At 65.1% G+C, this 20,283-nt stretch carries 17 protein-coding genes; 7 read left to right on the top strand and 10 right to left on the bottom strand.

Annotated elements, in window-relative coordinates:
* Nucleotides 1–78: 78 nt before the first annotated feature.
* From M2331_RS06085 to dapA, 6 genes are all read right to left on the bottom strand, one after another.
* Entirely contained in the window at nt 79–2,253 is a 2,175-nt protein-coding gene (locus M2331_RS06085; RefSeq protein WP_181559445.1) for a glycosyltransferase, read from the bottom strand.
* Nucleotides 2,254–2,258: 5 nt separating this feature from the next.
* Nucleotides 2,259–3,440: an HlyD family efflux transporter periplasmic adaptor subunit gene (locus M2331_RS06080; RefSeq protein ID WP_181559444.1), complete on the bottom strand. Its 1,182-nt coding sequence runs from the start codon at nt 3,438–3,440 to the stop codon at nt 2,259–2,261.
* Nucleotides 3,441–3,548: 108 nt separating this feature from the next.
* Complete coding sequence (locus tag M2331_RS06075) at nt 3,549–5,918, bottom strand: response regulator (protein WP_181561395.1); 2,370 nt, start codon at nt 5,916–5,918, stop codon at nt 3,549–3,551.
* Between the two features lie 68 nt (nt 5,919–5,986).
* On the bottom strand, nt 5,987–6,595 hold the full coding sequence (locus M2331_RS06070; RefSeq protein WP_181559443.1) for a DUF2062 domain-containing protein: 609 nt from the start codon (nt 6,593–6,595) through the stop codon (nt 5,987–5,989).
* Nucleotides 6,595–7,077 carry an SsrA-binding protein SmpB gene (gene smpB / locus M2331_RS06065; RefSeq protein ID WP_181559442.1) on the bottom strand — a complete coding sequence of 161 codons (483 nt, stop codon included), beginning with the start codon at nt 7,075–7,077 and terminating at the stop codon, nt 6,595–6,597. Before smpB ends, M2331_RS06070 begins: the two co-directional genes overlap by 1 nt.
* Before the next feature lie 46 nt (nt 7,078–7,123).
* The gene (gene dapA, locus M2331_RS06060; protein WP_181559441.1) at nt 7,124–8,002 is read right to left on the bottom strand and encodes a 4-hydroxy-tetrahydrodipicolinate synthase; all 879 of its coding nucleotides are present in this window, start codon (nt 8,000–8,002) and stop codon (nt 7,124–7,126) included.
* A 147-nt stretch (nt 8,003–8,149) separates the two neighbouring features.
* Here dapA and M2331_RS06055 point away from each other — a divergent pair, with 147 nt between their 5' ends.
* Genes M2331_RS06055 through M2331_RS06035 form a run of 5 tightly spaced genes read left to right on the top strand, consistent with a single transcriptional unit; the run spans nt 8,150 to nt 11,975 of the window.
* Nucleotides 8,150–10,102, top strand: coding sequence for a lytic transglycosylase domain-containing protein (locus M2331_RS06055; RefSeq protein WP_264592310.1), 1,953 nt, complete (start codon nt 8,150–8,152; stop codon nt 10,100–10,102).
* Nucleotides 10,103–10,155: 53 nt separating this feature from the next.
* The gene (locus M2331_RS06050) at nt 10,156–10,335 is read left to right on the top strand and encodes a hypothetical protein (RefSeq protein WP_181559439.1); all 180 of its coding nucleotides are present in this window, start codon (nt 10,156–10,158) and stop codon (nt 10,333–10,335) included.
* A complete protein-coding gene (gene greB, locus M2331_RS06045; RefSeq protein ID WP_181559438.1) occupies nt 10,332–10,820 on the top strand; it encodes a transcription elongation factor GreB in 489 nt (162 codons plus the stop codon). Before M2331_RS06050 ends, greB begins: the two co-directional genes overlap by 4 nt.
* Entirely contained in the window at nt 10,817–11,467 is a 651-nt protein-coding gene (locus tag M2331_RS06040) for a hypothetical protein (protein WP_181559437.1), read from the top strand. Before greB ends, M2331_RS06040 begins: the two co-directional genes overlap by 4 nt.
* Nucleotides 11,468–11,477: 10 nt before the next feature.
* On the top strand, nt 11,478–11,975 hold the full coding sequence (locus M2331_RS06035) for an N-acetyltransferase (RefSeq protein WP_319800982.1): 498 nt from the start codon (nt 11,478–11,480) through the stop codon (nt 11,973–11,975).
* Between the two features lie 6 nt (nt 11,976–11,981).
* Here M2331_RS06035 and M2331_RS06030 read toward each other — a convergent pair whose 3' ends face one another.
* Nucleotides 11,982–12,767, bottom strand: coding sequence for a polyphosphate kinase 2 family protein (locus M2331_RS06030; protein WP_181559436.1), 786 nt, complete (start codon nt 12,765–12,767; stop codon nt 11,982–11,984).
* A 53-nt stretch (nt 12,768–12,820) separates the two neighbouring features.
* A complete protein-coding gene (gene aspS / locus M2331_RS06025; protein ID WP_181559435.1) occupies nt 12,821–14,602 on the bottom strand; it encodes an aspartate--tRNA ligase in 1,782 nt (593 codons plus the stop codon).
* A 146-nt stretch (nt 14,603–14,748) separates the two neighbouring features.
* On the opposite strand from aspS, the gene rnd reads away from it, so the two are divergent.
* Both rnd and M2331_RS06015 read left to right on the top strand, forming a co-directional pair.
* Entirely contained in the window at nt 14,749–15,936 is a 1,188-nt protein-coding gene (gene rnd, locus M2331_RS06020) for a ribonuclease D (RefSeq protein ID WP_181559434.1), read from the top strand.
* A 72-nt stretch (nt 15,937–16,008) separates the two neighbouring features.
* Nucleotides 16,009–16,299 (top strand): I78 family peptidase inhibitor, encoded by a 291-nt coding sequence (locus M2331_RS06015; RefSeq protein WP_413716067.1) that lies wholly within the window; start codon nt 16,009–16,011, stop codon nt 16,297–16,299.
* Between the two features lie 308 nt (nt 16,300–16,607).
* Here M2331_RS06015 and M2331_RS06010 read toward each other — a convergent pair whose 3' ends face one another.
* Complete coding sequence (locus M2331_RS06010) at nt 16,608–18,116, bottom strand: Ppx/GppA family phosphatase (protein WP_181559432.1); 1,509 nt, start codon at nt 18,114–18,116, stop codon at nt 16,608–16,610.
* A 16-nt stretch (nt 18,117–18,132) separates the two neighbouring features.
* Nucleotides 18,133–20,283, bottom strand: a complete 2,151-nt coding sequence (locus M2331_RS06005; protein ID WP_181559431.1) for an RNA degradosome polyphosphate kinase — start codon at nt 20,281–20,283, stop codon at nt 18,133–18,135.

Here is a 20,283-nt window from a genome sequence, read left to right as displayed (position 1 = left end):
GTGAACCGAAAGTCACAAGAGCCATGTATCCTATTTGTTCTTACGGAACAAGAGGGGAACGAAATTTCAGAACGCAGGTCAGGCGACCCGGCGCGGACCTTCCGCCGGGACCGGCACGACCGCAACCTTGGCAGCGGCGAGGGAAGCCCCCTCCTCCGCCGTCAGCAGTACCGGACCGCGCAAATCCGTCCGCTTGCCGGGCGCGATGCAGCGCGTTGCGGCGCTGAGCTTCTCGACCGGCACCTCCGGAGCTTCCGGCGCGGATGCGGCCTGGGCTCGGATGCTGAGGTCTGCCGACCAGAGCCGACGGACAATTGCGCCGGCCACGGCCAGCGCAGAGGGGCGTTGCGCATTCACGTTCATTCCGTTGGTGAACAGCGAGACGATCAGCCGGTCGCGAATTTCCTCGGAATGAAAGTCGAACAGGATACCGATCCGGCGGGCAGAATAGCGCACCTCGCCGCGCAATATGCCGACGTCGGGCAGCACGATCTGCACCCTTTCACCCACCGCGAAACCGCTCGGCGCATCGAGATGCAGGCCGATGCCCGAGATGGAGATATCCCCCCTTGAGGCGCTGAGCATCTGCCCGTTGTCGCCGATCAGCGTCACCGTCTGGCGCAGGTCGAAGCGCTCCTCGCCGCGCACACGCGGCTTTTCGAGGCACATCATCGCCACCAGCAGCAGCATCACCATGTTGAACGCCAGCCAGAAGGCCACGACCGGCAGCAGCCCATCCTGCGTGACGATGCGATAATCGGGCAGCATGTTGATGGCGAGGCTGGCCAGACTCGCCGCCATGAGGGTGAGCGACGCGAACAGCACATAATCGCCCGGCCCGCGCTTGCCGCCCTTGGAGCCGGAGCCCTTGGGCGTCACCTTGAAGGTCAGCCCCTTCGGCGCGATCAGCGTCTTGAGCGCGGCAGGCAGGATGCGGAAGGTCTGGAAAACGGACAGGATCTGCGCCGCGAGCGGATAATAGCGGCCCGGGGCCAGCATGCTGATGCCACCGAGCAGCGCGACGATCATCGGCAGAAGGAAGAAGATAATGCCCGGCAAATCGACTCCGACCATCGGCGCCAGATTGAACAGCGCGAACAGAATCGGCGCGAGGATTGTGAAGACCGATTGCAGGCCCTGCGTCACCCACGCGGAGGGAAGGAACAGCAGCCGATAGCGGAGCTTCAGCGTGCCCCCCAGCGGGCCATGGTTGAGATAGAGAATCTGGATCGCGCCCTGCGCCCAGCGCTGGCGCTGGACGAAGAAGGCAGCGGTGCTCTCCGGCGCGAGGCCATAAGCCAGCGGCTCGTTGAGATAGCGCGTGATGTACCCCTTGCGCAGGCTGGCGAGGGTCAGCAGCATATCCTCGGTGATCGAGCCCTCGGGCAGGCCGCCGCCGATCTCGTCGAAGATCGCCCGGCGCGTCACCGAGTTGGAGCCGCAGCAGAAGGAGGCATCCCAGCCATCGCGGCCCGGCATGATCGCCTCGAAGAAGAAGCGTTGATCATCCGGCATAGCCTGCTGCAGGCCAAGATTGGTCTGCATGGGATCGTGATTGTAGAAGCTGTGCGGAATCTGGACGATTCCGATCTTCTCATTCTCGAAAAAGCCCATGGTACGGACGAGGAAATCGCGCTGAGGCACGAAGTCGGCATCGAACACGGCGACGAACGGCGCATTCGTCTGGGTGAGGCCATGGTTGATATTGCCAGCCTTGGCGCCCTTGTTGTCAGGCCGGGTGATGTACCCGGCGCCCTTGGCGAGGCACATATCCTGCACCCAGGGACGCCGCCCGTCATCCAGCACCCAGACGCGCGCCTCCGGCCAATCCATCGCGAGGCAGCCGAGAATCGTCTTCTCTAGCACCTCGCGCGGTTCATTATAGGTCGCGATGAAGACGTCCACGGGGGGCAGAAGATCAGCGTTCTCCGCCCATAAAGCCCGCAGGCGGGCTTCCCCCGCATCGGCTTCAGCCGAGCGGTCCGTCGGGCGCGAGAGAATCGCCAGAAGAATGCCGGCATCGAACAGCGCCAGCACCTCCACGATCAGGCAGGAGACCGGCCACCAGAGATCGCTGAAGCTGCCGCCCCAGGGGATCGTATAGAAAATCCGCCAGTGCAGATAATTGACGATAGCCGCGGCAATCGTCGCCACGATGCCAACGCGCGACGGCCATAGCCCGCCAAATATGACGAAGGCGCCCAGCACCAGCGCCAGCGAGGCCCAGGGCGCCGTGAAAGCGACGTCGGTCATAGGGCTTAGAGGCTGCGGCTGAACCGCACCTCGGCCAGACGCCCCACATCGCATTTGCGCGCGGCATCGGCCTTAGCCGGCACCTGCTCGGGCAGCGCAACATCGACGATGATCTCGCGCGCTTCCGGCAGGGAATAGGTCGAGGCGGCGAGCAGGCCTTCCTGTCGGCGACCGGCAGCGCCGGTGATCGCGATGACCCGGCCCTTCATCCACTCGCTCGCGCCGATCATGCGGATGTTGGCGGGCGATCCGGCGTGAATCACCTCGGCCTTGCGCTCGGGCAACGCCACCTGCACGAAGCGACGGCGGCAATCGACCAGATCGACCACCGGCTCACCCGCACGAATGGAGGTGCCGGAACTGGCGGTCGTCGCCCAGACCAGCGTGCCAGCCGGGGCCACATAATTGGCGCGGGCCTGCGCATCCTTCAACCGGAGCTGCGTCTGGGTATACTCGGCATTGGCGTCGGTGAGCATCTTTTCGATGGTCTGGCGCTGGAGCACCACCCGGTCGGCCTGCTGCACGGCATAAGGCGCATCATTATAGCTGTCGCCCAGGAACACCCCGGCGCGCGCGGCGTTGCGGGCAATGCCGATGGACTGGATCTTGGCCCCAAGGCCGCTGCACTCGCTGTCCTTAGCGGCAAGCAAGGCGCTGGCCTTCTCCACGCCGGAGGCAGACATGAAGCCCTGCTCGGAGAGCTGGCGCGCTCGGGCTAGGCTTGCGCGAAGCTCCGTCCGCTCGGCCTGGCAACCGGACAAGGCAGCGCCAGCGGCAGATTGATCCTCGGAGAGGCGCGCCGTCGTGGCGTTGGAGAACACCGTGGCACGGCGCCCCAGCCGGACCTCCTGCGCGGTCAGCTCCCCGAGCTGGCGCTTGGCGAGATCGATCTGCGCGAGGGCAATTTCGGCCCGGGCCTTGAGTTCCGCGACCTCGCCGGTGTCCTGCGAGAGATCGAGCAGATGCACGGGCGTCGGCTTCATGAAATACTGGCCATCGGCGGGCAGCGCCGCCACTGTCCCGTCCGCCGCGGCGGTCAGGCGGATGATCGGCGCGTTGACTGCCGCCTGCGTCGACACATCGTTGAACACATAAGGCGCAAAGCCGATGGCACCCGTGCTCAGCAAGGCTACCGCCAGCGCAATGCGCGTGCTGCGCGCCCGCAGGATCGTTTCAACGCGACTCATGAATACCACCACCCCTGAAAGATACCGGGCGTCTGCCCGGCGCCCACGGAGCGGGACTAGCAGTGGCGTGGTTACGATATCGTTAGCCGAAGGACGGCTAAGGCCACGTTATGCGCGGGCGGTCGCATCATCCTGCGGATCACCCTGGCGGGCGCTCGCCAGCACATCGCGCGCGGCCTCGGCAAGTTGGGAGACCGAGAAAGGCTTGGGCAGGAAGGCCACATTCTCGATGTCGATGGACTTGCGAAGCTGCTCCTCGGCATAGCCGGACATGAACAGCACCGGGATGTCAGGATGGCTCTCCCGGACATGGCGGACCATGGTCGGGCCATCCATCCCCGGCATCACCACGTCGGAAATCAGCAGATCGATCCGCTCGGCTTCGGCAAGCCGCGCCAGTCCCTGCTCGCCATCGGACGCGGTGACGACGGTGTAACCCTGCCGGGCGAGCGCACGCTCGGCGACGTTGCGCACCATGTCCTCATCCTCGACCAGCAGGATGGTGCCGGTGCCCCACGTCTCGCTGACCGCCGCCTTGCGCGGGGCCACGGGGGAAGACATGCCTTCCGAAGCGACCGCGTGCACCGGCAGATAGATGTTGAACGTTGTGCCCTGCCCCACGGTCGAGTCGGAGAAGATGAACCCGTTGGACTGCTTGACGATGCCGTAGACGGTCGAGAGCCCGAGCCCGGTGCCCTTGCCGACCGACTTCGTGGTGAAGAAGGGTTCGAATATCTTTCCCAGCACCTCGGGCGGGATGCCGGTGCCGGTGTCCGAGATGCTGAGGCCCGTATAGTCGCCGATGGGCATGATCTCGTTCTTCATCTCGCGCACATCGGCCGCGGGGACCGGAAAGGTGCGGACGGTCACCGTGCCGCCCTCCGGCATCGCGTCGCGCGCGTTCACCACCAGATTGACGATGACCTGCTCGAGCTGGCCGGGGTCGGCGCGGACATGGCCGAGATTGCGGCCGTGGAAGACCTCCAGCCGGATATTCTCGCCGAGCAGCCGCTTGAGCAGGCTGGAGACCTCGGACACGACATCGGGCAATTGCAGCACCTGCGGACGCAAGGTCTGCTGGCGCGAGAAGGCGAGAAGCTGGCGCGTCAGCGAGGCCGCGCGGTTGGAATTGGCCTTGACCTGCTGGATGTCGTCATAGTCGCTGTCGCCCGGCGTGTGGCGCATCAGCATGAGATCGCAATGGCCGATGATCGCGGTCAGAATATTGTTGAAATCATGCGCGACGCCACCGGCAAGCTGCCCGACCGCCTGCATCTTGGTCTGCTGGGCGACCTGACGTTTGAGGCGCGATTCCTCGCTATTGTCCTTGAGGCTCAGCAGCACCGCGGCCTCGCCCAGCCCCCTCACCCCGGCGAGGCTCAGAGACACGGGCTCGTCCGGCGCGCCGAGCAGGCCGACCTGCATGTCGCCGGACATTTGCGGGCCATTGGCAAAGCGCCGGATAGTGTCGGCAACGGCGGCGCGATCCTCCACCACCACGATATCGCCCGGATAGCTCGGCTTCTCGCCCGGCGGGATGCCCGCAGCGCGACCAAAGGCCTTATTGAAGAACAGCAGCCGCCCTTCCCGGTCGGCCATGCCAAGGCCGAAGGGCAGCAGCGAGAGCAGGGCTTCGACATAAGCGAGGCTGGAAATGCCCTCCACCGCCGAGACGCTCTCATCCACCATGACCAGCACGATCTGGCCGGAGGGGTCATCCGGGCGCAGCGGCACCTGGATCATGCGGATCGGCACCGCCTGCTTTTCTTCCTGCGCGAAGAAGATGCGGCCCTCGGCGTCGACGCGCATATAGCCGGCGAAGTCGCGACCTTCGATGATGCTGTCCGCACGCCCGGTCGCGCGCAGGATGAAGGCGGGATTGGCCGCACGGATGCGCCCTTCCCCGCCAATCATCACGCACATCACGCCGGAATCGGACAGGCGCTCGCCCGCCTCGCCAGCCACGACGCGGCCGAAATCATCGACAATGCTGGCCTGCTGGACACTCTCGAACCGCCAGAGCAGATAGTCATCCGCCCGCCCGGTGCGCGTCACCTGCAGATCGAGATGGAGACTGCCGCGCAAGATGCCGCGCAGGGTGATTTCGCCCTCGCGCCAGGCCGCCTGCCCGGCTTGCGCCACGCGGTTCAGATCGCTCGGGGAAATGTCGATCTCGGCGGGCGCGGGATAGCCACCGAACCAGTCGCCATAATGATCATTGGCGCACACCATGCGACCCGTCCGGTCGGTCAGGGCGATGGCGCAACCTGCGGCATTGGCCGCCGCGCGGATCAGCGTCCAGTCCGGGTCGGCAGGCAGAGCCGGCACGACCGGTGCGAGGCTGCGCTGCGTCACCCAGAGCAGCGCGGACACCGCGAGCACGGACGCCCCGAACACGGCGCCCACGGCAGGATCGCCAAACAGCCATAACAGCGGCGCGCCCGCCAGCAGCGCGACCAGAGCGACCAGCAACAGCATGGGGAAGCGCGGTTGATTTGCCGTCAGATTGAGCAAATCGCCATTGCGCGCATTCGCTCCCCCATCGCTCACGAAATCTGCCCTCCCAGCGGCAAAATCCCGTCGCCTCCGGTCTCAGTGCTTTCGGAGCGGCCCGCCTGACGCCCGCGCCACTTCCGCCCGATGCGGCTCTTCCACAGCCAGGAGGAGACGAAATAGCCGATTGCGGCCGAGACGACCGACACGACGAACAGGCCGAACAGCAGCACCGGTGCTGTCGATGACAGCAGCCAGGCCGTCCATTCCGCCAGCCCAGCCTCGTGATGAATGAGCGCCATCACCTGACTGACATCGCCGGAGCGCCCCAACATGGTCGCGCCGACATAATAGGATGCAGCGAGGATGAAAGGCGTCGTCGCGGGATTGGACAGGAAGGTCATCGCAGCGGCCAGCGGCACATTCGCCCGGAACGGCAGCGCCAGCAGCGCCGCACCCGCAATCTGCAGCCCGGGGATCAGCAGGAAGATGCCGACAAGCAAGCCCAACGCCACGCCGCGCGGCACAGACCTGCGGGTGAAGCGCCACAGCTCGGGGGCCAGCACGCGATGCGCCACCGGCTTGACGAACCGGTTTTCCGCCAGGCTCTCCCGGCTGGGCATGGACGCGCGAAAGGCCTTGATCAGCCGGCGCTTGGGCATCAGCCCCGCTCCCGCATGATGCGGCCCTGTTCGCGCTTCCAGTCCCGCTCTTTCTCGGTCTCGCGCTTGTCGCGGACGTTCTTCCCCTTGGCCAGCGCCAGCTCGACCTTGGCCTTGCCGCGCTCGTTGAAATAGACGCTCAACGGCACCAGCGTCATGCCCTGCCGGGCGACGGCGCCGTGCAGCTTGGCGATCTCCCGCTCGCGCAGCAGCAGCTTGCGGGGGCGCTTGGGCTCATGGTTGAAGCGGTTGCCGTGGCTGAACTCGGGGATGTTGCTGTTGATCAGCCAGATCTCGTCGTCCTTCACCTCGGCATAGCTCTCGGTGATTGAGCCATCGCCAAAGCGCAGCGATTTGACCTCGGTCCCGCGCAGCATGATGCCCGCTTCGTAAACGTCCTCAATCGCGTAATCGAAACGGGCGCGCCGGTTCTCGGCCACGGTCTTGACCTTGTTGAATGTCGCAGGGCGCGGGCGAGCCATCGGAATCTTTCTGTAATGAGCGCCAGATTTAGGCGATGTGACCGGCCTAAACCAGCCCCGCGATCTCAAGAGCGCGGTCTACCGTCGCACGCGAGGCACCTGATGGCCATGTTATCGGCAGCCGCAGCTCGCACGGCATCTCCGGTCGCACCCGCGAGAGCGCATATTTGATCGGGCCCGGTGAAGAATCGGTGAAGAGCGCATCGTGAAGCGGATAGAGCCGGTCCTGCAACGCCAGCGCATCCTTCCAGCGATCCTCAAGGCAGGCATTCTGGAAATCGGCGCACAGGCGCGGCGCGACATTGGCCGTCACCGAAATGCAGCCCCGGCCGCCCATGGCGTTGAACGCCAGCGCCGTCTCGTCATTGCCGGAAAGCTGGCACCAGTCCGCCCCGCAGGCGAGGCGCTGGGCGGTCACGCGGCCGATATTCCCGGTCGCATCCTTGAGGCCCACGATGCTCGGAAATTCCTCGACCAGCCGGTGCAGCACCGGCACGCCGATATCCACGATGGAGCGGCCCGGAATATTGTAGAGCACGATGGGCAGATCGCAGCGCGAGGCCAGATAGGCGAAATGCTGGTACAGCCCTTCTTGGCTCGGCTTGTTGTAATAGGGCGCGACGACCAGCGCGGCATCGGCGCCGGCGGCCTGCGCCGCGAACATATGCTCCAGCGCGATCCGGGTGTCGTTGGAGCCAGCGCCGGCAATCACCGGCACCCGCCCAGCCGCCTGCTCGACGCAGATCCGTACGACGCGATTATGCTCCTCGATGGTCATCGTGGCGCTTTCACCGGTCGTTCCGCACGGCACGAGGGCGCTCGATCCCTCCTCGATTTGCCAGTCCACGAAGCTGCGGAATGCGTCCTCATCCAGCCTGTCATTACGGAACGGGGTGATCAGTGCCGGAATCGAGCCGGAAAACATATGAAAAAACTCCTTCAAAGCGCGCGCTCGGACAGGCATAGTGGGGCAAATGCACGCGCCCGTTCACCGTTCGATCATCGAGGCTCTGCCATAATGCTTCCCATGGGAAAAGACCTTCGCTTATCTGCTGTCGTTCTTGTTGCGGCCATGGCCTCGGCAGCGACGACCGCTTCGTCCTCGCAAAGCACGCCGACCGTCACCTGGCAGGCCGTTCAGGAGCGCCTCGCCGCTGGCGCCAATGACGAAGCGCGCACCCGCGATGCGATTGAAAACTGGCGCCGCATTGCCTCCAGCGACAGCCACGATTTCTCGGTCTACGCCAACTTCCTGCTCGCCAATCCCGGCTGGCCCGAGGAATCCAAGCTGCGCTCCTATGCCGAGCGGCGGGTGGATGCGGACATCAACGAGCCGTCGGTCATTCTCGCCTTCTTCGCGAAATATCCGGCACGTTCCGCTCAGGCCAAGGCCATTCATGCGCTGACACTGGCGCGGATGGGCAAGCAGAGCGAGGCGCAGAAAATGGCGCGGGACGCCTGGGCTTCCGGCGCCATGGACGCCAAATGGGAGGACCGGCTGCGGATGCAGTTCGCATCCGCCCTCACGCCGGAAGATCATTTGCGGCGCGCGGATTCAGCTTTGTGGCAACGCCGCCCGGAGATCGCCGAACGGCTGCTCGCCTCGGTGCCGGTGACCCGCCAGGCGGTTGTCGCCGCGCGGATCGCCTTCCAGCGCAAATCGCCCAATGCTGCGGCCCTCATGGGTCCGGCCGATCCGGTCGGGATGCTGGACGCCGGCTATCTGGCCGACAAGGCGCGCTGGCTGACCGACAATGGCGACCTTGCTGCGGCCCGCAGCCTGCTCGGCAACCGCACGGCGCTGATGCAACGCCCGACCGACCCGGAAAAATGGTATGAGGTGCTGCTGGCGCAGGCCCGCGCGGCGAACAATGACAATCAGTTCAGCACCGCCTTTGCCATTGCCTCCAAAGTCGACGATGCCTTCCCCCGCGGGACCGACATCAGCGCGCAGTCACTGGGCGTGCGCGATGATTATACCAGCCTGACATGGCTGGCCGGCATGATCGCGCTCAACAAGCTGAACCGCCCTGCCGATGCCGAGGCGATGTTCGACCGCTATGCCAATGGTGCCAAATCCGGCCAGACCAGCTCCAAGGGCCATTATTGGGCCGGGCGCGCCGCACTGGCTGCTGGTCGCCAGTCGCAGGCGACCGCGCATTTCGAGAAGGCCGGCAGCTATCCCGATCAATATTATGGTCAGCTCGCGCTCGAGCGCCTCAAGCGCCGAGTCAATCCCGATGCGCTGGCCAGTGCCGTGCGCCCCAGCGCCGGCGAGCGCGCCGCCTTTATGGCGCGGCCGGTGGTGCGCGCTGCCAGCCTGCTCGGGCGCAACGGGCAGACCCGCGACCAATCGCTGTTCATCCGCGCCATTGCCGACAATGCGCAGACGGACACGGAGCTGGCGCTTGCCGGCGAACTGGCGCAAGTCCTGGGCCGCCCGGATTTGGGCGTCATGGCCGCACGCAGCGCCGGCCGCAACGGCTTGAGCGCCGCGCCCGACTACAGCTTCCCCCGCATGAACGTGCCGCTGAGCGATCGCTCCAACTGGACGATGATCCACGCGATCACTCGGCAGGAAAGCCAGTTCGACCGGGCCATCGTGTCCCACGCCAATGCGCATGGACTGATGCAGCTGCTCCCCTCCACCGCGCGCGAAGTCGCGGGCAAGATCGGCATGAGCTTCAACCAGAGCTCGCTCTACGATCCCAACTATAACGTGCAGCTTGGCAGTGCCTATTTCCAGCAGCTGCTGCGCTATTACAACGGCAGCTACCCGCTCGCCATCGCCGCCTATAATGGCGGCATGGGCCGGGTGAACCGCTGGCTGCAATCCAATGGCGACCCGCGTCTGCCCGGCGTGGACATGGTCCAGTGGATCGAGGACATTCCCATTTTCGAAACGCGCAATTATGTGCAGCGCGTGCTGGAGAATGCGGTGATCTATGACATGCTGAGCCCCGTGCAGAGCACCGCCGACCTGGCGCCGCTCAGCCGGTTCTTGGGCAAGTCGCTACCCGGCTGAGGACCGCCGTTTCCAGCTAGCCCGACCTTTCGACCCAGAACAGAATAGAGATCATGACTGAAAGAGAGACGAGTTCCGCGCCCGCATCGACGTCCATTTCCGGCCCTGCCGACGCCGAGACCGACGAGAAGCGCGGGACCAAGGCCTTCTGGGCCGGCGTCGGCATCGGATCGGCAGCGCTCGCCGCGGCCCTGATGTACGCCAGCAAGCGGCCGAAACGCCGGGGCAAATGAGCGCGCTTCCTCGGCCGAACTACATCACGCCGGGCGGTTTTGCCGCGCTGCGCGCCGAATATGACCAGCTTCTCGGGGAAGAACGGCCCAAGATCGTGGAGATCGTCAGCTGGGCTGCCGGCAATGGCGATCGCAGCGAGAATGGCGACTATCTCTATGGCCGCAAGCGGATGCGGGAGATCGACCGCCGCCTGAAATGGCTGGCGCAGCGGATGAAGCTCGCCAAGATCGTGGAACCTGCGCAGCAGCCGGACAAGAGCCGCATCTTCTTCGGCGCGACGGTCACGCTCGCCGATGAGGAGGACAATCAGCGCAGTGTTACCATCGTCGGCAATGACGAGGCGGATGCCGGCGCCGCTCGGATCGGCTGGGATACGCCGCTGGCGCGCGCCCTGAGAGGAGCTGCCGTGGGCGACCTGCGCCGCGTCGACCTGCCGGGCGGCAGCAAGGAATGGGAAATCCTCGCCATCAGCTATCCGCAATGATCGCGCGGACGGCCTTGCTGGGGATTGGGCTGCTGGCCGGCACGGCGTCGGGGGCATGGGCTTCAGATTGCCCGACGGGGCTCTTCATGGCCGATGCCGGGCCGGATGCAGCCTCGGCACTGGAAATCGGCCCGGATGGTCGCTTCCGCTACATGTTCACCGCCGGCGCTGTGGACGAATCGGCAGCGGGGCGCTGGGAATGCAGGGATGACGGCACCTTGCGCCTCACCACCGAGCCGACCCCCAAGCCGGCAGCGTTCTCGCTCGCCGATGTAGCCAGCGACGGGAACGAGCCGTTCACCCTGCTGGTCACCTGGCCCAATGGAGTGGGCGTTCCCGCCGTCGATTTTGAGCTCACCCTCGAGGATGGCGACACCATCGCCGACTATACCCAGAGCGACGGCTGGACCGGCGATTTAGGCAAACGCCGTCCGCGCTCGATTCAGGTCTCCGAAGTATTTTTCGGCACCAAATCCGAGGTGATCCCGCTGCCCGCGCAGGAGCATCTTCGCGTCCACATCATCCTGACCCCCAATGACATGGGCGTTGCCGCTTTCCGCGATACGCTGGTGACTCGCGAGGACGACAAGCTGGTTCTCCGTTGGCGCGACAGCACGATGCGCTACGCCCCGGCCGCGCAGGACTGAGCGCCTCGCCATGATGGACATCCGCCCCGCCTCGGCCGCCGACTGGCCGGACATCTGGACCGTATTCGAGCCGGTCATCCGCGAGGGCGCGACCTTTCCCCTCGCCCGCGATCTGGATGAGGCGGGTGCCCACGCCTACTGGACCGCGCCGGACAAGCAGGTGTTCGTCGCGACATCCGAAACCGGCATCGTCGGCAGCTACACCTTGCGCGCAAATTCGACCGGCCCGGCCGCCCATGTCGCCAATGCCGGATATATCGTCCGGCCCGATCAGCGCGGGCAAGGCATTGCGCAGGCGCTGTGCCGCCACTCGCTGCAAACGGCTCGCGCGCTGGGCTTTCGCGCGATGCAGTTTAATCTGGTGATTTCCACGAACGTCCGCGCCGTGCGCCTATGGCAGCATATGGGATTTAGCGTGGTCGGGGCGCTTTCCGGCGCGTTTCACCACCCGGTCCACGGCTATGTCGACGCGCTCGTCATGTATCGCAGCCTCATGGATCAGGACTGAGCCGCCTCAGTCCTCGGGCTGATAGCCGAACGCCTCGTGCGCCAGTTTCACGACGGCGGGGTTGGCGTCGGGCATCTCCATCGAGACATGCTTTTCCAGCCGGTCGGCGATGCAGGTAAGCGCCGCGATCCGCGTAGCCTTGCGATCATTGCCATCGATCACCTGCCAGGGCGCCTGCTTGGTGTCGGTCCTGGCGAACATGTCCTTGATGGCATCGAGATAATCGGCCCGCTTGTCGCGATTGCGATAATCCTCCGTGCCCGTCTTCCAGCGCTTGAAGGGATCGTCCAGCCGCTGGGCAAGCTGCTTGTCCTGCTCCTTCTGCGTGATGTGGACGAACAGCTTCACGATCGCGGTGCCGCTGTCGATCTGCTGGGCCTCGAACGCATTGATCTCGTCATAGCCGCGCTTCCACTCGGCTTTCGTGCAGAAGCCCTCCACCCGCTCGACCAGCACGCGCCCATACCAGCTCCGGTCGAAGATCGCGATGTGCCTGTCCTCCGGCAGTTTCGTCCAGAAGCGCCAGAGGAAGTGGCGCCCCAGCTCCTCCGCTGTCGGCGCGCCGATGGGCCAGACCCGGAAATAGCGCGGATCGAGCAGCGACGTCATTCGCTTGATGATGCCGCCCTTCCCGGCGGCATCCCATCCTTCCAGCATCACCACGCTGCGGCGCTTGTGGATGATGTGGGCGACCTGGATCTTCTCCAGCCGCTTCTGGAGCTTGAGCAGCGCCTTGTCGAAGTCGCCGTCGAAATCGGCGCCCTTCTCATAATCGGAGAGCTTGATGGTCATGGCCGCACCCTATCGTGCGGCCAGCCATTGTCGAGAGTTCAGCTCTTTGGCGCTCAGCTCTTTTGCGGCTCGACGACGCGGATGTGCAACTCGCGCAGCTGCTTGAGCTCCGCGTTGGAGGGCGCGCCCATCAGCAGATCCTCGGCGCGCTGGTTCATCGGGAACAGCGTGATCTCGCGCAGGTTCACCGCGCCGCAGAGCAGCATCACGATGCGGTCCACGCCCGCGGCCATGCCACCGTGCGGCGGCGCGCCATATTGGAAAGCGCGGTAGAGGCCGCCGAAGCGATCTTCCACATCCTGCTTGCTCAGGCCAACCTTCTCGAAGGCCTTGACCATCAGCTCGGGCGACTGGTTGCGGATCGAGCCGGACGCGATCTCGAAGCCGTTGCAGACCATGTCGTACTGGAAGGCCTTGATCGACAGCGGATCGGGCCCGTCCAGCGCCTCCATCCCGCCCTGCGGCATGGAGAAGGGGTTGTGCGCGAAGTCCAGGCTCTTGGAGTCCTCGTCATATTCGTAGAAGGGGAAGTCCACGATCCAGCACAGGTCGAAGCGGTCCTTGTCGATCAGGTCAAGCTGCTCGCCGACGCGGATGCGGGCAAGACCGGCGAGCTTGGCGGCTTGCGCCTCCTTGCCGGCAGCGAAGAACACGCCGTCATTGGGACCAAGGCCGAGCGCTTCGATCAGCTTGGCGGTCGCCTCAGGCCCGTGATTCTTGGCGATGGGGCCGCCCGGCTCGCCATCCTTGATGTTGATATAGCCAAGGCCCGAAAAGCCTTCCGAGCGCGACCAGTTGTTCATCTCATCGAAGAACTTGCGGCTGCCCGCGCCGGCGCCGGGCGCCGGAATGGCGCGGATGACGCCGCCGCTCTCGACGATGCTCGCAAAGATGCCAAAGCCGGAGCCGACGAAATGATCGGTCACATCGGTGATGATGATCGGGTTACGCAGATCCGGCTTGTCGCTGCCATATTTCAGCATGGCTTCGGCATAAGGAATGCGCGGGAACCTGCCGGCCGGCGTCACCGGCTTGCCATCGGCAAAGGTCTCGAAGACCTGCGCGATCACCGGCTCCATGGTGTTCCACACATCTTCCTGCGTGACGAAGCTCATTTCCAGATCGAGCTGGTAGAACTCGCCCGGCAGGCGGTCGGCGCGAGGATCTTCATCGCGGAAGCAGGGCGCAATCTGGAAATAGCGATCGAAGCCCGCGACCATCAGCAACTGCTTATACTGCTGCGGCGCCTGCGGCAGCGCGTAGAACTTGCCGGCATGGATCCGGCTGGGCACGAGGAAGTCCCGCGCGCCTTCCGGCGAGGACGCCGTGAGGATGGGCGTCGAATATTCGGTAAAGCCCGCGCCTTCCATCCGGCGGCGCATGTCCGAGATGATCTTGGTGCGCTTGACGATGTTGGCGTGCAGCGTCTCGCGGCGCAGGTCGAGGAAGCGGTAGCGCAGGCGGATATCCTCGGGATATTCCTGCTCACCCGCGACCGGGAGCGGAAGCTCCTGCGCGGCGGAAAGCACGACGGCCTCAGCCGCACGCACTTCGACCTCGCCGGTCGGCAAGTTCGGGTTCACGGCTTCCTTGGCACGCCCCACGACCGTGCCGGTGATGGTAACGACGCTCTCTGCCTTCAGGCTCTCGATCACATCGAACACCGGGCCGCTGACCTCGGTGACGATCTGCACCATGCCATAATGGTCGCGCAGGTCGATGAACACCAGATCGCCATGATCGCGCTTGCGATGGACCCAGCCGGACAGCCGAACAGTCTCGCCGGCATTGGCGGCGCGGAGCTCCCCGCAGGTGTGCGTGCGATAGGCGTGCATGGTCTAACGGCCTTTTATTTTCACGCGCCTCATTGCGAGGGCGCCAATTGGATGACAAAGACGACTTGTGGGGGATATGGTGATACGCTCAAGCGTGCCGCCGGCCCCCAATCCGAGGACCGGCCAATAATAAGATCACCTGCCATATGCAAATCCATCCATTGATCACTGACAGCTCTTCCCTCGCCGCGCTGTGCGAGCGGTTGTCCAAGGCCGACTTTGTCGCCGTGGATACCGAGTTCATGCGCGAGAACACCTATTGGCCGGAACTGTGCCTTTTCCAGATTTCCGATGGGAAGGAAGCCGCGGCGATCGACCCCAAGGCGCCCGGGCTGGACATGGGGCCGTTGCTCGACCTGCTGGTGAACAATGAGGACGTGCTCAAGGTCTTCCACGCCGGCGGGCAGGATATCGAGATCGTCTTCAACCTGACCGGCAAGACGCCGCACCCGCTGTTCGACACGCAGATCGCCAGCATGGCGCTGAGCCAGGGCGAGCAGATCGGCTACAGCAATCTGGTCGACAGCTGGCTGGGCATCCATCTCGACAAGGGCGCGCGGTTCACCGACTGGGCGCGCCGTCCGCTGGACAAACGGCAGATCGATTATGCGATCGGCGACGTTACCCATCTCGCCGCAATCTTCCCCATGATGCTGGAGGAACTGCGCAAGACGGGGCGCGGCGTGTGGCTCAATCAGGAAATGGAGCGGCTCGCCGATCCCGGTAATTATGAGGTCAATCCCGCCGAGGCGTGGAAGCGCGTGCGCATTTCCAGCCGCAAGGCCGATGTTCTCGGGCGCCTGAAGGCGCTCGCCGCATGGCGCGAGACCGAGGCCAAGGACAAGAACCTGCCGCGCGGGCGCATCGTCAAGGACGAGACGCTGGCCGACATCGCCTCCCATCCGCCGCGCAAGCAGGAGGATCTGGGCAAGGTGCGTGGGCTTTCGGCAAGCTGGAAGGGCAATGACATCGGCGCGCGGCTGATGGCTGCGCTGGACAATGCCGCACCCCTGCCCCGCGACGAAATGCCCGAGCGCGACCCGGGTCGCCCCGGCCTCGGCAAGGAAGGCGCGCTGGTCGCCGATCTGCTCAAGCTGCTGCTCAAGATCCGCTCGCGCGAAATCAACGTCGCCTCGCGACTGCTCGCCCGCGCCGACGATCTGGAGATGCTGGCGGCCGGCGTGCGGACCAACCTGCCGATTCTGGAAGGCTGGCGGTTCGAGCAATTCGGCCGCGACGCGCTGGATCTGGTGGAAGGCCGGATGGCCTTCGCCGTGCGCGACGGCAAGCTGCTGATGACCCGCACGGAAAAGCTGGCTGAGCCCAACGACTGATCGCCTGCCGGATGACCGGTGGACGCCCGCATGCTAGGCTGGCCTTTTGAGGAAAGGCCCGGCACCATGCGCATGATCGCTCCCCTTCTCGCTCTTGCCCCGCTGACAGCCTGCGCCACCGCCACGAACAGCATCGGCGAACCGCCGATGGCCGGCAACGGCGCCTGTTCGGCGGACGGGCTGCAAAGCGCCATCGGCCAGCGCGCAACCGCGACGCTGGGCGCCGACCTCCTCGCCAAATCCGGCGCCCGCACCCTACGCTGGGGCCCGCCCCGCTCGGCCATGACGATGGACTATCGCGAGGACCGGCTGAGCATCAGTTACGATGACGCGATGATGATCGAGCGGGTGAACTGCGGGTGACGGGGGGCTGGGCCGAGTGGGAAATTCGCGGGCGCGACATTGTAGAGCCGTGCTGATGGCGGACTGTCCGGACGCGACGTCATGCGAGCCCTTCTTCTCCCCTTGAGGGAGAAGGATACGGAGCCTTGTCGCCGTGAGGCGGCTAGGCGCAGTTGGATGAGGGGTGCGGATCCTGATCCGCTTGATCCTCCGGATCGACACCCCTCTCCCAGCTTCGGCTAGGCAGCAAGCTGCCAAGTCTGCGCATCCCTCTCCCTCAAGGGGAGAGGGCTTGGAAGACGTCCACTCCCCACCCCAAACCGCCCACGTCACGCATCGAGCAGATAGCCCATGCCCATGGCCTGGCCGAGCTGGCGCAGGCGGCGGTCGATGGATTCGCCGGCGAGTGCCGCATGTTCCGGGTCGAGGCGCAGGATGACCGTGCCGTCGCGCACGTCGAGCGAGGAGCCGTCCAGCGGGCCTTCCGCGCCGCCGGACAGGCGCTGGCACAGGCGGATGGCAAGGCCCCACTGGATCGCGCGGCGCAGCAGCGGCTCGGGGGCAAGGCCCGCGAGCAGCGCGGGAATGTTGGTGCCGCCACCGAAATTCGCATGAAGCGCCTGCCCCAGCGCGGCGCGCTCGGCGGCATCCACGCCGACCCAATTACCCTGCAGGGCGAATTCCATGCCGCGTTCGGCGCGAAACTCCGGATTGGCACGCCAGCCGACATCCGCCAGCAGACAGGCCGCAAAGCGGATGCGCGCCCATTCCGGCGGATCATCGTGGAACAACGGCGCGATCCAGCCACTGATCGTGTCGCCATGGCCGACAAAGCGCCCCTGCGCCTCACCCTCGATGCGGGCGGCGACCAGAAGCGGGTCCTGATTCGCCATATCGCGCGGCAAACTCTCGTATAGCAGCCCTTCACGCAGCCCGAAGGCTGAGACGGTGAGATGGGCAGAGCGCAGCCGTTCCACCACCGCGCACAGCAGATGCGCGGCATCCGGCAGCGTGGGAAAACGCGCGCTGGAGACGCCGACCGCCTTGAGGTCCGCCTTCTGCGCGCTTTCCAGCCATTTGAGCAGCTCGGCCGGGCGATCCGGCGTCATTTCGTAATGATGCAGGATCGGCAGCGAATAATTGGTGAGGTGCATGTCCAGCCGCGCCAGCGCGCGCCAGCTGCCGCCGATCAGATAGAAGGGCAGGCCCTGCTCGATGTCGCCAAGGCCCTGCGCCTTGAGCAGCCCATCGAGATGCTGGACCAGCCCCTTGCGTCCCCGCGCGCGGACGTCGCCAATCCGAAAAATGCCGAGCGGTAGCGACACGGGCATCTCGACGCCATCAGGCCGCACGCGCACCAGTTCGAGGCTGCCGCCGCCCAGATCGCCCATGATCCCATCCGCACGCGGCATGCCGGAGAGCAGCCCGTGCGCAGAGGCCAGCCCCTCCTCCTGACCGCTCAGCACGCGGACTTCCAGGCCAATCTCCGCCGCGCGGTCGATGAAGGTGTCGCGGTTGGACGCATCGCGCACGGCAGCGGTGGCAACGCAGGTGATCTGGTCCACCTCCATCTCCACGCACAGCCGGGCAAAGCGCTCCAGCGCCACCAGCCCGCGCTCCATCGCCGCCGCGCCGATCCGCCCGGACGTGCCGATCTCAGCGCCCAGGCCCGCCAGCACCTTCTCGTTGAACAGCACGAAAGGAATGCGCCGAGGCCCATCATAAACGACGAGGCGGACGCTGTTGGAGCCGATGTCGATAATCGCCGTGCGGCGGAAATGCGGCCCGTTGAGCGTCGCCTTCATCGAGCGGCGCGTCGTGCGATCCAGCAGGGTCATGGCCGAACCCCTCCCCTCAGCCACGCTCGGAGAGCGAGAGCTTTGGCACCGCGCGGGCGGAGCGCCGCGAGGCACCGCGACCGGAGAGGGACGGATTGGTCATGAAATAATGATGCAGGTTGAACGGCTTCTTCCCCGGTTTGAGGCGTGTGTAGCTGCCATCGCTGCCCAGCGCCCAGCTCTGCTCATCATCAAGCAGATTGGCGACCAGCACTTGATCGAGCACCTGATCATGGACGGTCGGGTTCTCGATCGGCAGCATATACTCAACCCGCCGGTCGAAATTGCGCGGCATCCAGTCCGCCGAGCTGATGAACAGCCTGGCGCCATTGTTGGGCAGGGACTTGCCATTGCCAAAGGCCCAGATGCGGCTGTGTTCGAGGAAGCGCCCGATCACCGATTTGACCGAGATATTCTCCGACATGCCGGGCACGCCGGGCCGCAGGCAACAGATGCCGCGCACGATCAGTTCCACCTTCACGCCCGCATTGCTGGCGGCATAAAGCTGCTCGATGATCGCGGGGTCCACCAGGCTGTTCATCTTCGCCCAGATGGTCGCGGGGCGGCCAGCGCGGGCATGCTCAATTTCCGCTTCGATCAGCGCCGCGAGCTTGTCGCGCATGTGCAGCGGCGAGAGCGTGATCATCTCCATATGCTGCGGCTCGACATAGCCGGTGATGTAATTGAACACGGCCGCGGCATCGCGCCCGGCCCGGGGATCGGCGGTGAAAAAGGATAGGTCCGTATAAATCCGCGCGGTGATCGGGTGGTAATTGCCGGTACCGAAATGGCAGTAGGTGCGAAAGCCGTTGCCCTCGCGCCGCACGACCATGGAAATCTTGGCGTGGGTCTTCCAGTCGATGAAACCGTAGACGACCTGCACACCGGCGCGCTCCAGTTGCGCGGCCCAGAGCAGGTTCTGCTCCTCATCGAACCGCGCCTTCAGCTCGACCACCGCCGTGACGGACTTGCCCGCCTCGGCCGCGTCGATCAGCGCGCGGATGATCGCGCTCTGCTTGCCAGCGCGGTAGAGGGTCTGCTTGATCGCCACCACATCGGGATCGTCCGCCGCCTGCTTGAGGAAGGCGATGACGACATCGAAGCTCTCATAGGGGTGGTGGACGACGATGTCCTTGGCGCGAATCGCGGCGAAACAATCGCCGCCATATTCGCGGATGCGCTCGGGGAAGCGCGGGGCGTAGGCCGGGAATTTGAGATCCGGCCGGTCTTCCTCGACCACCTCGGCCAGATCGGCGATACCCATGAAGCCATCGATATCCACGACCATGGCCTCATGGCCCTGCATCATCGTCTGCAGCTTGGTTTCGACCGGTTCGGCCACGCCGCTCTCGATTTCCACGCGGATGATCCGGCCGCGCCGGCGCTGCTTGATGGCGCTTCGATAATAGCGGACGAGATCCTCGGCCTCTTCCTCGATCTCGATGTCGCTATCGCGCAGGATGCGGAACAGGCCGCTATCCCGCACGATGAAGCCGGGGAAGAGCAAGGCCGAATAGCGCCGCACCAGCGCCTCGATGGCGATGTAGCGCGCGTTCTTGCCCGGTACGCGGATGAAGCGCGGCAGCGTGGCCGGCAGAATCACCAGCTCCTGCACCACCTCCTTGTCCGATTCGCGCAGCAGGTCGAAGAACAGGCTGAGGCCCTTATTGGGAATGAACGGGAACGGGTGGGCAGGATCGAGCGCCTGAGGCGTGAGGATCGGGAAGATCTGCTCGAGGAAATGCTGGCGCATCCAGCTGTCCGCGCGGGCATCCACCGGTTCTGGGCCGATGACGCTGATATGCGCGCTGCGGAGCGCCGCATGAAGATCATGCCAGACGACCTGCTGGGCAGACATGAGCGCCTCGGCCCGGTCGCCGATCGCCTCCAACTGCTGGGCCGGGGTCAACCCGTCGACCGAGCGCATTTCGACGCCTTGGAGCTGCTGGCCCTTGAGACCGGCCACCCGGACCATGAAAAACTCATCGAGGTTGCTGCCGGAGATGGAGAGAAAGCGCAGCCGCTCCAGCAGCGGATGCGCCGGATTGCAGGCTTCCTCCAGCACGCGCTGGTTGAAATTGAGCCAAGACAACTCTCGATTGAAGTAGCGCGCTCCGTCTGCGGCGCCCGCGCCCGTGATCGAAGAAGTGGGATCGGCTTCAGACAC

This window comes from Sphingobium sp. B10D7B, from assembly GCF_025961955.1.
Classification (GTDB): Bacteria; Pseudomonadota; Alphaproteobacteria; order Sphingomonadales; family Sphingomonadaceae; genus Sphingobium.
The sequence above is the reverse complement of the archived record's forward strand: the minus strand, read 5'-3'. Positions and strand labels throughout refer to the sequence as shown.

Bases quoted from the DNA above. Each gene is read 5' to 3' on its own strand.
- M2331_RS06050 (WP_181559439.1), top strand. From the start codon at position 10,156: ATGACTGAAAGAGAGACGAGTTCCGCGCCCGCATCGACGTCCATTTCC.
- rnd (WP_181559434.1), top strand. From the start codon at position 14,749: ATGCAAATCCATCCATTGATCACTGACAGCTCTTCCCTCGCCGCGCTG.
- aspS (WP_181559435.1), bottom strand. From the start codon at position 14,602: ATGCACGCCTATCGCACGCACACCTGCGGGGAGCTCCGCGCCGCCAAT.
- M2331_RS06055 (WP_264592310.1), top strand. From the start codon at position 8,150: ATGGCCTCGGCAGCGACGACCGCTTCGTCCTCGCAAAGCACGCCGACC.
- smpB (WP_181559442.1), bottom strand. From the start codon at position 7,077: ATGGCTCGCCCGCGCCCTGCGACATTCAACAAGGTCAAGACCGTGGCC.
- M2331_RS06080 (WP_181559444.1), bottom strand. From the start codon at position 3,440: ATGAGTCGCGTTGAAACGATCCTGCGGGCGCGCAGCACGCGCATTGCG.
- M2331_RS06015 (WP_413716067.1), top strand. From the start codon at position 16,009: ATGATCGCTCCCCTTCTCGCTCTTGCCCCGCTGACAGCCTGCGCCACC.
- M2331_RS06030 (WP_181559436.1), bottom strand. From the start codon at position 12,767: ATGACCATCAAGCTCTCCGATTATGAGAAGGGCGCCGATTTCGACGGC.
- M2331_RS06070 (WP_181559443.1), bottom strand. From the start codon at position 6,595: ATGCCCAAGCGCCGGCTGATCAAGGCCTTTCGCGCGTCCATGCCCAGC.
- M2331_RS06035 (WP_319800982.1), top strand. From the start codon at position 11,478: ATGATGGACATCCGCCCCGCCTCGGCCGCCGACTGGCCGGACATCTGG.
- M2331_RS06010 (WP_181559432.1), bottom strand. From the start codon at position 18,116: ATGACCCTGCTGGATCGCACGACGCGCCGCTCGATGAAGGCGACGCTC.
- dapA (WP_181559441.1), bottom strand. From the start codon at position 8,002: ATGTTTTCCGGCTCGATTCCGGCACTGATCACCCCGTTCCGTAATGAC.
- M2331_RS06085 (WP_181559445.1), bottom strand. From the start codon at position 2,253: ATGACCGACGTCGCTTTCACGGCGCCCTGGGCCTCGCTGGCGCTGGTG.
- greB (WP_181559438.1), top strand. From the start codon at position 10,332: ATGAGCGCGCTTCCTCGGCCGAACTACATCACGCCGGGCGGTTTTGCC.
- M2331_RS06040 (WP_181559437.1), top strand. From the start codon at position 10,817: ATGATCGCGCGGACGGCCTTGCTGGGGATTGGGCTGCTGGCCGGCACG.
- M2331_RS06075 (WP_181561395.1), bottom strand. From the start codon at position 5,918: ATGCTGTTGCTGGTCGCTCTGGTCGCGCTGCTGGCGGGCGCGCCGCTG.